Origin of the sequence: Pseudomonas sp. Pseusp97, from assembly GCF_047304025.1 — a bacterium.
In the GTDB taxonomy this organism is placed as follows: Bacteria; Pseudomonadota; Gammaproteobacteria; order Pseudomonadales; family Pseudomonadaceae; genus Pseudomonas.
In genome coordinates this window covers 1-9,882 of the sequence record NZ_JBGLYK010000209.1, presented here as the reverse complement: position 1 = coordinate 9,882, position 9,882 = coordinate 1, and the positions used below count along the sequence as shown (strand labels likewise).

Annotated in this window: 7 protein-coding genes; 3 read left to right on the top strand and 4 right to left on the bottom strand. The window is 67.2% G+C overall.

Annotated elements, in window-relative coordinates:
• Positions 1-195: 195 nt before the first annotated feature.
• The 3 genes from ACCC94_RS24275 to ACCC94_RS24265 form a co-directional block, all read right to left on the bottom strand.
• Positions 196-543 (bottom strand): cupin domain-containing protein, encoded by a 348-nt coding sequence (locus ACCC94_RS24275; RefSeq protein ID WP_081516238.1) that lies wholly within the window; start codon positions 541-543, stop codon positions 196-198.
• 53 nt (positions 544-596) lie between these two features.
• Positions 597-2,018 (bottom strand): NAD(P)/FAD-dependent oxidoreductase, encoded by a 1,422-nt coding sequence (locus ACCC94_RS24270; RefSeq protein ID WP_413352163.1) that lies wholly within the window; start codon positions 2,016-2,018, stop codon positions 597-599.
• 113 nt (positions 2,019-2,131) lie between these two features.
• Positions 2,132-2,947 (bottom strand): helix-turn-helix domain-containing protein, encoded by an 816-nt coding sequence (locus tag ACCC94_RS24265; RefSeq protein WP_413352162.1) that lies wholly within the window; start codon positions 2,945-2,947, stop codon positions 2,132-2,134.
• A gap of 240 nt (positions 2,948-3,187) precedes the next feature.
• Here ACCC94_RS24265 and ACCC94_RS24260 point away from each other — a divergent pair, with 240 nt between their 5' ends.
• The 3 genes from ACCC94_RS24260 to ACCC94_RS24250 all read left to right on the top strand — a co-directional run bounded on the left by ACCC94_RS24260 (position 3,188) and on the right by ACCC94_RS24250 (position 9,113).
• Positions 3,188-4,981 carry a DUF1302 domain-containing protein gene (locus ACCC94_RS24260; protein ID WP_413352161.1) on the top strand — a complete coding sequence of 598 codons (1,794 nt, stop codon included), beginning with the start codon at positions 3,188-3,190 and terminating at the stop codon, positions 4,979-4,981.
• A gap of 22 nt (positions 4,982-5,003) precedes the next feature.
• A complete protein-coding gene (locus tag ACCC94_RS24255) occupies positions 5,004-6,374 on the top strand; it encodes a DUF1329 domain-containing protein (protein ID WP_413352160.1) in 1,371 nt (456 codons plus the stop codon).
• Positions 6,375-6,569: 195 nt separating this feature from the next.
• The gene (locus ACCC94_RS24250; protein ID WP_413352159.1) at positions 6,570-9,113 is read left to right on the top strand and encodes a LuxR C-terminal-related transcriptional regulator; all 2,544 of its coding nucleotides are present in this window, start codon (positions 6,570-6,572) and stop codon (positions 9,111-9,113) included.
• Between the two features lie 2 nt (positions 9,114-9,115).
• On the opposite strand, the gene ACCC94_RS24245 is transcribed toward ACCC94_RS24250, so the two are convergent.
• A partial coding sequence (locus ACCC94_RS24245) for a SirB1 family protein (RefSeq protein WP_413352158.1) occupies positions 9,116-9,882 on the bottom strand: 767 nt, incomplete at its 5' end.

The following is a 9,882-nucleotide window of genomic DNA, read 5'->3' as shown; positions in this document are numbered from 1 at the left end:
TTTTTTTTTTTGGGGGTGCCGCCCCGCGCGCGCCCCCCCCCCCCCCCCGGTGGGGGGGGGGGTTTTACCCGGGCCCCCCCCCCCCCCCGCTCCTACAAGTAAAACAGTGCAGACGGCTGCCTTTTCCTTCAGGGAGAGGGGTAGGGAGAGGGGCGGGCCCGGGCGCCGGGCTAGCACATCACACCTACCAGCAGATCAATCCCGCTCGATGATCACATAGGTCTTGCGCGTGGTTTCCTGGATGTCCCAGATGCCCAGGCTGTTCTGCGGCAGCAGGAAGGCGTCGCCGGCCTGGAAGGCGATGGGCTCGCCGCCGTCCGGGGTGAAGGTGCCGCGGCCAGCGATGAAGTGGCAGAACTCCTGCTCGACGATCTGCCGGCGCCAGCGGCCGGGGGTGCATTCCCAGATGCCGGTTTCCACGCGGTCGGTGCGCTCGATGGATTCCACGCGGGTCTCGGAGATCGGCTCGCCCAGTGGCACGGCGACCGGGTTGGCTTCGCCGAGTTCGGCGTGCAGGGTGTTCTTCAGGTGGGTCAGTTTCATTCGGGGCTCCAGTGGGGCTTTCTCTGCTTTCTGTCCAGATGCCGAGCCGGCTTTCAGCCGACCTTCCAGGTCATCAGGTTTTCCATGCTGGCGGCGACCTTCTCGGCCAGCCGGCGGCGCCAGGGCGCGCTGTGGGGGTTGGCCAGCACATCGTCCTCGTGCACGAAGCTGCGGATGATGGCGTTGTAGCCCAGCCAGCGGCAGGGCTCCGGCTCCCAGCCACGCAGGCCTTCCCGCACGCTGCGGTCGTTGATCACCCACGGCTGGCGGGTGAGGGCGCTGTCCTGGCCGAGGATCAGGTCGGCGAGGGTGCGGCCGCCCAGGTTGGTGGCGCCGACGCCTTCGCCGCCGTAGCCGCCGGCGAGGGCGATGCCGTTGCGGCGGTCGATCAGCATGTGCGGGTGGAAACGCCGCGACATTCCCAGGTTGCCGCCCCAGGTGTGGGTGATGCGCACGTCCTTGAGTTGCGGGAACAGCTCGCTGAACAGGTAGCGGCGCAGGCCGACTTCATCGTCGGTCAGGCTGAAGTCGTTGCGCAGCTTGCCGCCGAAGCGGTAGCCGCCACGGGCGCCGAAGGCCAGGCGGTTGTCCGGGGTGCGCTGGCCGTAGGTGACCTGGCGGCTGAATTCGCTGAAGGCCTGGCCCTTGTCGAGACCGATTTCCGCCCACACCGACTCGGGCAGCGGCTCGGTGGCAACCAGAAGGCTCTGCACCGGCAGCTGGTAGTTGCCCAGCGGCGGCAGGTCGGCGGCGTAGCCTTCGATGGCCGGCACTATCCAGTGGGCCTTCAGCTCGCCCTGGGCGGTGCGCAGCAGGCCCGGCTCCCAGTGGGTGACGCGGCTCTTCTCGAAAATCTGCGTGCCCTGGCGCTCCACGGCGCGGGCCAGGCCACGGACCAGCTTGGCCGGGTCGATGGTGGCGCAGTGTGGGGTGTGAATGGCGCCCAGCGAGCTGGGAATGCGCAGCTGCTCGTCCAGCTCGCTCTTGCTCAGCCAGCGGTAGTCGTCCTCGGTCAGGCCTTCGGCGTGCAGGTGGGCGAGGTATTCGCGCAGGCGGGTTTCCTGCTCGGGGTAGCGCGCGGCGGTATAGAGCACGCCGCCCTTGCGGTAGTCGCAGTCGATGCCTTCGCGGTCGAGCACGCGGGCCACTTCATCTGGAATGTCGTGCAACAGGTCGTAGGACGCGCGGCGCTGCTCGGGCGACAGGCCGGCGAGCAGGCGGTCTTCGCCGAGCATGTTGCCCATCAGCCAGCCGCCATTGCGGCCCGAGGCGCCGAAGCCGGCAGTCTCGGCCTCGACGATGGCGATCTTCAACTGCGGCGCGCGCAGCTTCAGGTAGTAGGCGGTCCACAAGCCGGTGTAACCGGCGCCGGCGATGGCCACATCGACGTCCAGGGTGCCCTGCAGGGACGGCCGCGGAACGAGATCATCGTCCAGCTGGTTCATCCACAGACTGATATGACGCCATGCCGACATAGACGACTCCAAAAGGAAGAAGGGGGAATGTCGGCAAGCCTAGATTTGGCGCGGGGTTCTGTCGTGCGCGCGGGTACGCGAGGATTGCTCGCGTACCCGCCGGCAGGGGCGTATCAGGCCTCCTGCTGTTCCTCGCGCAGGCGCTTGAGGTATTCGCGCGGCGACTGGCCGGTCTGCTGGCGGAAGCAGCGGTAGAAGGCCGAGAGCGAGTTGAAGCCGGCGGAGAAGGCCAGCTCGTCGATCCGCGAAGGCAGCGGCGGACGCAATTGGCTGAGCAGGTGGGTCAGGCGCGTCTGGTTGACGTACTGGTAGAAGCTCAGGCCCATCACCTGGTTGAGCAGGTAGGAAATCTGGTTGCGCGTGTAACCGGTGGCCGTGGCCACCTGGGTCAGGTCCAGGTCCGGCGCGAGGTAGGGCTGGCTCTTGCTGAAGTAGTCTTCCAGGTCGCTGGCCAGTTGGCTGAGCTGGCGCGGCGAGAGGCCCAGGCGGCTGGTGGCCGGGCGCGGGTCGACCGATTGCGGCCGGCTTTCGCTGCCTTCGCGCACCACCGAGGCGTATTCGTTGATGCGCCAGATCAGGCCGTCGCGCACGGTGATCGCTTCGCTGGAATGGAAAGTCGCCAGGCGCCCGCTCAGCGTCACCGCGATGCGGTACTGGATGAAGGCGGTGTCGCCGTCCACACGGATGCGGTCGATGTGGTCGAGGAATTCTTCCGGGCGGCTGGGCATGGTGCTCTGCACGTAGTCGCGCAGGTCGGTGTAGCCCAGCGTGCGGTTCTGGAAGAAGTCGTTGTACTGCACCTGCGGGTGATACAGCGCGAGCACCGCTTCGAGGTCGCGATGCTTCCAGCACTGGTGGTAGCGCAGCACCACCTCGCGGGTCTGCTCGGTCAGGTGACTGTCGGTCGGGCGTTGGTCGATGGCATGCATAGGGGGCTAAGAATGCCCCAGACCGCGCTTCTCGGGTAGTGGCAAAGCACTTACAGGCATCGGCCACTATCCATTGTTTCGATGATCCGTCATCGCCTGCGCCAATATCGCCCGCCAGGCGCCGTCCTAGAAGGGGGATTCACTCTTTCGGGCGACACGCCAAATACCACCTTGGAGCGCTTACTCCCCGTCAGGTCGCTCAGTAGGGTAACGGCACCTAGACACCGTCAGGAGAGCCGCATGACAACAAAAACAAGGCGCGGATTCTTCCAACCGCAACTTCTCGCCACTGCTGTCGCCCTGGGATGCGCCACCCAGGCTCAGGCAATCAACTTCAATATCGGGGAGATCGAAGGGCAGTTCGATTCCAGCCTGTCCGTGGGGGCCAGCTGGAGCACCCAGAGTCCGAAGCAGGACCTGATCGGCGCCGCCAACGGCGGCCACGGCATGACCCAGACCAACGACGATGGCCGGCTGAACTTCCGCAAGGGGGATACCTTCTCGAAGATCTTCAAGGGCATCCACGACCTGGAGCTGAAGTACGGGGACTTCGGCGTCTTCACCCGCGGCAAGTACTGGTACGACTTCCGCCTGAAGGACGAAAGCACCGACTGGAAGCAGATCTCCGACGACGGCCGCAAGGAAGGCGCCAAGTCCTCCGGCGCCCAGCTGCTGGACGCCTTCGGCTACTACAACTATTCCGTCGCCGACCTGCCGGGTACCGTGCGGGTGGGCAAGCAGGTGGTGAGCTGGGGTGAAAGCACCTTCATCGGCAACAGCATCAACACCATCAACCCCATCGACGTCTCCGCCTTCCGCCGTCCCGGTTCGGAAATCAAGGAAGGCCTGATCCCGGTGAACATGGTCTACCTGTCGCAGAGCGTCACCGACGCGCTGTCGGTGGAGGGCTTCTACCAGCTGGAATGGGACCAGACGGTGCTGGACAACTGCGGCACCTTCTTCTCCACCACCGACGTCGCCGCCGACGGTTGCAACACCAACTACAACATCCTCGATCCGGCCACGCTCAATACCCTGAACTCGCCGGGGATCCACTCGCTGCTCAACTCCATGGGCGTCACCGTCAACCAGGAAGGCCTGATGGTGCCGCGCGGCGCCGACCGCGATGCGCGCGATTCCGGCCAGTGGGGCCTGGCCCTGCGCTGGCTGGGCGATGACGTGGAGTACGGCGCCTACGCCATGAACTACCACAGCCGCACGCCCATCGTGAGCATGCAGAACGCCGGCCGAGCCGACATCATCAACGCCCTGCGCGTATCGGCGCTGGCGCAGCCGATCCTGCTGGGACGCGGCAGCTACTTCCTCGAATACCCCGAGGACATCCGCCTCTACGGCCTGAGCTTCTCCACCACCCTGCCCACCGGCACCGCGTGGAACGGCGAGATCAGCTACCGGCCGAACATGCCGCTGCAGCTCAACACCACCGACATGACCCCGCTGCTCGCCACCACCGTGGCCGGTGGGTTCGCCAGTGGTGGTGTCGCCGGTGCGCTGGCCCAGGCCAACGCGGTCAACCACGGCTACATCCGCAAGGAAGTGACCCAGGCGCAGACCACCTTCACCCACTTCTTCGACCAGACCATGGGCGCGGACCGCCTGACCCTGGTGGGCGAAGTCGGCGTGACCTACGTCGGCGGCATGACCAACGAAGTCGGCGAGCGCTACGGTCGCGACTCGGTGTACGGCGTGCCGGAGAACGCCACCGCGCGTAACGAATACGGCAGCGGCGGCTTCTACACCTCGTCCTCCTGGGGTTACCGCGGCCGCGCCATCTGGGACTACAACAACGTCTTCGCCGGGGTGAACCTCAAACCGAACGTCGCCTGGTCCCATGACGTGCACGGCTACGGCCCGGTCTTCAACGAAGGCAGCAAGGCCGCCAGCGTCGGACTCGATGCTGACTACCAGAACACCTACACCGCGAGCCTGAACTACACGAACTTCTTCGGCGGCGACTACAACACCATCGTCGACCGGGACTTCGTTTCGCTCAGCTTCGGCGTGAACTTCTGACCTGCCTGCTCAAGGAATCGACATGAGAACGACAAGAATCCTCCAATGCGGCGCGCTGGCCCTGAGCCTGCTGTCCTGCGGCGTGATGGCGGCGGTATCCGCCGACGAAGTGGCCAAGCTGGGCACCAGCCTCACGCCCATGGGCTCGCAGAAGGAAGGCAACGCCGACGGCAGCATCCCGGCCTGGACCGGCGGCATCTCCCGCACCGCCGGCAAGCTGGACGCCAAGGGCTTCCTCTCCAACCCGTTCGCCGACGAGAAGCCGCTGTTCACCATCACCGCGCAGAACGTCGACCAGTACAAGGACAAGCTTTCCGCCGGCCAGCTGGCGATGTTCAAGCGCTATCCGGATACCTACAAGATCCCGGTGTACAAGACCCACCGCACCTTCGCCCTGCCCGACGACATCTACGCCGCCATCAAGCGCAGCGCCGAGTTCGTCCAGCCGATCAACGACGGCAACGGCCTGGAGAACTTCGAGAAGAGCCGCTACTACGCCTTCCCGCTGCCCCAGAATGGCGTGCAGGCGCTGTGGAACCACCTGACCCGCTACCACGGCGGCAACATCTCCCGTTCGGTGGTGCAGGTCGTGCCGCAGACCAACGGCAGCTACACGCCGATCCGCTTCGAGGAGTCGATTGCGGTGCCGCAGAACATGGGTGACCAGGATGTCAGCAAGACCGGCAACATCCTCACCTACTTCAAGCAGCAGGTAACCGCCCCGGCGCGCCTGGCCGGTAACGTCCTGCTGGTGCACGAGACCCTGGACCAGGTGAAGGAGCCACGCCTGGCGTGGATCTACAACGCCGGCCAGCGCCGCGTGCGCCGTGCACCGCAGGTAGCGTACGACGGCCCGGGCACCGCCTCGGACGGCCTGCGCACCTCGGACAACTACGACATGTTCTCCGGCGCCCCGGACCGTTACGACTGGAAGCTGGTGGGCAAGCGCGAGATGTACATCCCGTACAACAGCTACCGCCTGAACTCGCCGGAGCTCAAGTACGACGACATCGTCAAGCCGGGCCACATCAACCAGGACCTGACCCGTTACGAACTGCACCGCGTGTGGGAAGTGGTGGGCACCCTGAAGTCCGGCGAGCGCAACATCTACGGCCAGCGCCACTTCTACCTCGACGAGGACAGCTGGCAGATCGCGGTATCCGAGCTGTATGACGGTCGCGGCCAATTGTGGCGCGTCGGCGAAGGCCACGAGATGACCTTCTACACCGAGCTCGCCACCGGCTACGCCGCCGAATCGCTGTACGACATCCTCGCCGGGCGCTACGTGACCTTCGGTCTGAACAACGAGGAGAAGCGCGGCTACGTGTTCGGCAACAAGGCCTCCATGGCCGACTTCACCCCGGCGGCGCTGCGTAACACCGGCGTGCGCTGAGTAACACCCCGCTCCTTGGCCCCGGCATTCCTCGTGGATGCCGGGTTTCTTTTTTTCCGGCCCGGCAATGCGGCGCCTTCTCTAGCGCGGGCCTGAGAGCGGCCTGCGCTATACCGCACCATGAGTATGGCTGATGGTCCTTTGCCCGCTCCGCCCAGGGGCATAGTCTGGCCTGCAAATGGCCGGAAGAAGCCCATGTCGACAATCGCCCTGCACAGTCTTGCACAGCACGGTGCGGCGCTGCCGCGGCTGCCACGCCAGCACCTGCCCCGCGAACGGCTGCATGCCAGCCTGAGCGCCACCGAATGCCGCCTGCGCCTGCTGGTGGCGCCGCCCGGCTGTGGCAAGACGGTGCTGATGAGCGAATGCGCGCGCCTGGCACCAGCCGGCACCCGTGTGGTCTGGTTGGGCCTGGGCGGCCGCGGGCTTTCTCCCGAGCAATTCTGCGAACGCCTGGGTGAGGCGCTGGGCGTGCCCTGGTCCGGCGAGGAAGCACTGTGCGCCTGGCTGGAGAACGCCAGCGAGCCGGTCTGGCTGATGCTCGATGACTATCCCCGCGCCCCCGATCCCGCCCTCGACGACTGTTTCGACCGCCTGCTCGCCGTGGCCTCGCCGCAGATCGGCTGGTGGCTGGCCAGCCGTCGTCGCCCGGCCTGCAACCTCACCCGTCTGCTGCTCGAAGGCGAACTGCTGGAGCTGGGCGCCAACGCGTTGGCACTGACCCAATGCGAGCTGGACGCCTACCTGCAGACCGCCGGCCTGGAGTGGCCCCAGGCCCAGCGCCAGGCCCTGCAGGAAGCCACCCACGGCTGGTTCGCCGGCGTGCGCCTGCGCCTGCTCAGCCTGGGCAGCGACTCCATCGCTCCTTGCGCCACCCAGATGGCCGCTGCCGGCATCGGCCTGCTGCAGGACTATCTGCAACGTGAAGTCCTGGCGAGCCTGCCGGCGGAGCTGGCGGAAACCCTCTGCGGCCTGGCGCAGATCGCCCGCTTCAATCGCGAACTGTGCGACTACCTGTTCGACGAACCCGGCCTCGCGCTGGATGGCCTGCAGGCCTGGGGCGTGCTGATCGAAGCGGTGGACAACACCCAGCACTGGTTCCAGGTCGCGCCCATGGTCGCAACGGCGCTGGCCAGCCTGTCACGCTGGCCGGCGGCGACCCTGCACCGGCGCGCCTGCCAGTGGTTCACCCAGTGCGGGGAGATCCACTCGGCTTTCGAGCATTCGCTGTACGCCGAGCAGCCGGACGTTTCCGCCAGCCTGCTGCAACGCCTGACCGAGGAACAGCTGCTGCACGGTCGCAACGTCGAACGGGTGCTGCAACTGCGCGAATCGCTGCCCGACGAGCTGCTGTGCAGCACCCCGCGCCTGCTCATCCTCAACGCCTGGACGCTGTTGTTCGTCGGGCGCCTGGATGATGTGGAAGCTCTGCTGACCGGTTTCGACCGCTTCCTGCCGATGCCGGGCGAACACCGTCAGCGCGCGCTGGTCGCCCAGTGGCAGGGGCTCAACGGCATGCTCACCCACGCGCGCGGACTGCCCGGCTCCCGCGAGCAACTGCGCGAGGCGCTGGCGCACCTGCCCGAGGATGCCTGGGCGCAGACCCTCATCTGCCTGTCCGCCCTGACCCAGCAGGCGCAGGCCGAAGGGCGCCTGGCCGAGGCGCGGCTGATCAACCGCGAAGCATTGCGGCGCGCACGCCTGCAAGGCAGCACCACCTTCGAAGCGCTGCTGGAACTGGACCGCGCCCAATGGCTGGAGCAGCGCGGCGAACTGCAACGCGCCGACGCGCTGCTGGCGCGGGTGCAGGAATACCTCGACGAGATGCGCATCACCTGCAACGCCATGGCCGGCCGTGTCGCGCTGCGCCGGGGCTGGCTGTGCCTGCGCCAGGGCCGCGACGAGGAGGCCCGCGAGCTGTTCATCGCCGGCCTCAACGAAACCCGCCGCAGCCACGACCCGAGCCTGATCTACGGTTTCACCGGCATGGCCTGGCTGGATGCGCTGGACGGCGACACCGACGGTGCCTTCAGCCGCCTGCTCGAAGTCGAACGGCTGATGCAGCTGCAACATGTGCCGGAGCCGATCTATCGCGGCCCGCTGCTGCTGGCCAGCGGCGCGCTGCACCTGCGTCTGCACCGCGCCGGCCCGGCACGGGAAATCCTCCAGCGCGTCGCCTCGCGTTACCGCACCGATCGGCTCAGCCCGCCGGCGGCGGCGCCGGACCAGATCCTGCGGGTCGAGCATCTGCTGGCGCTGGCCGAACTCTACGACGGCGACGTGCACGCCGCCTTGCAGCGCCTGCAGGCCCTGCTGCCCGAGCTGTTGCGCCAAGGCCGCAATACCCTGGCCTGCGAAGTCTGGCTGGCACTGGCCGAGGCGCAATTCATCTGCGGCAACCTGGACGAAGCGCGCAGCTCGCTGGACGAGGGCGTGGCCCTGGCGCAGCGCTTCGGCCTGATTTCCTCCTTGCGCGAAACCCAGCGCCGCCAGCCCGGCCTGTTCGGCCTTCGCCCCAACGCGGGCGAGATGGCCCCGAACAATCTGCTGAGCCTGCGCGAGCTCTCGGTGCTGGAGCTGATCGCCCGCGGTTGTTCGAACCTGGAGATCGGCGAGCGGCTGTACATTTCCCTGCACACGGTGAAGACCCATGCGCGCCGGATCAACGGCAAGCTCGGCGTGGAGCGTCGCACCCAGGCGGTGGCGCGGGCCAAGGAACTCGGCTTGTTGAAAGTCTGAGGCTAGTGCAGTGCCTTGGGCGGCACGCTGATCTCGGCCAGGCGCTGGGCCAGGCGCATCTGCTCGGCGGCATCGTCGCTGAGCAGCATGGCGCGCTCCAGGTCGTAGCGCTCCGCCTGCGGGCAGTCCAGTACGTGGTAGAGGTCTGCACGGGCGAGGTGATCGCTGGCGCTGGGCGGCCCCAGTTCCAGCACGCGCTGGGCATCCTTGAGCGCCGCCAGCGGTTCCCCGGCAGCCAGATGCAGTTGCCGCAGATTGCGCGACAGGCGCTGCAACATATCGGCGGCGCTGGCGGTGCGCAGGTGCTCGGCGGACAGCTCGGCGCCGGGGCCCATCTGCCGTGCCAGCAGGTCGCGACAGTCGCGGGTATAGAGACGGCGGCCGGTGGCGGGGTCGAGCAGGTGATCGGCGCCCGGAACACGCAGCAGGAAACGACCGGGGAAGTTCACGCCCACCAGGGTGATGCCGTTGCGCCGAGCCATTTCCAGGGCGATCAGCGCCAGCGACAGCGGCTGACCGTGGCGGCGCTGCAGCACCTGGGGGAGCAGGGCGGCGCGCGGGTGCAGCGGGTATTGGTCGTCCTCGGCGAAGCCCAATTCGCTCAACCGCCGCAGCAGGAACTGCGCGCGCTCCGCATCGCCGGTGCCCTGGGGCAGCGCCACGGCCACCTGGTGCGCCAGCGAGTCGAACAAGCGCTGGGCCTGATCCGGCGGCAGATGCGGTTCGTGCTCGGCGGCGATCCACAGGGCCGCTTCGAACAGGGCGGGCG

Coding starts and splice junctions, on each gene's coding strand:
- ACCC94_RS24275 (WP_081516238.1), bottom strand. CDS start 543: ATGAAACTGACCCACCTGAAGAACACCCTGCACGCCGAACTCGGCGAA.
- ACCC94_RS24270 (WP_413352163.1), bottom strand. CDS start 2,018: ATGTCGGCATGGCGTCATATCAGTCTGTGGATGAACCAGCTGGACGAT.
- ACCC94_RS24265 (WP_413352162.1), bottom strand. CDS start 2,947: ATGCATGCCATCGACCAACGCCCGACCGACAGTCACCTGACCGAGCAG.
- ACCC94_RS24260 (WP_413352161.1), top strand. CDS start 3,188: ATGACAACAAAAACAAGGCGCGGATTCTTCCAACCGCAACTTCTCGCC.
- ACCC94_RS24255 (WP_413352160.1), top strand. CDS start 5,004: ATGAGAACGACAAGAATCCTCCAATGCGGCGCGCTGGCCCTGAGCCTG.
- ACCC94_RS24250 (WP_413352159.1), top strand. CDS start 6,570: ATGTCGACAATCGCCCTGCACAGTCTTGCACAGCACGGTGCGGCGCTG.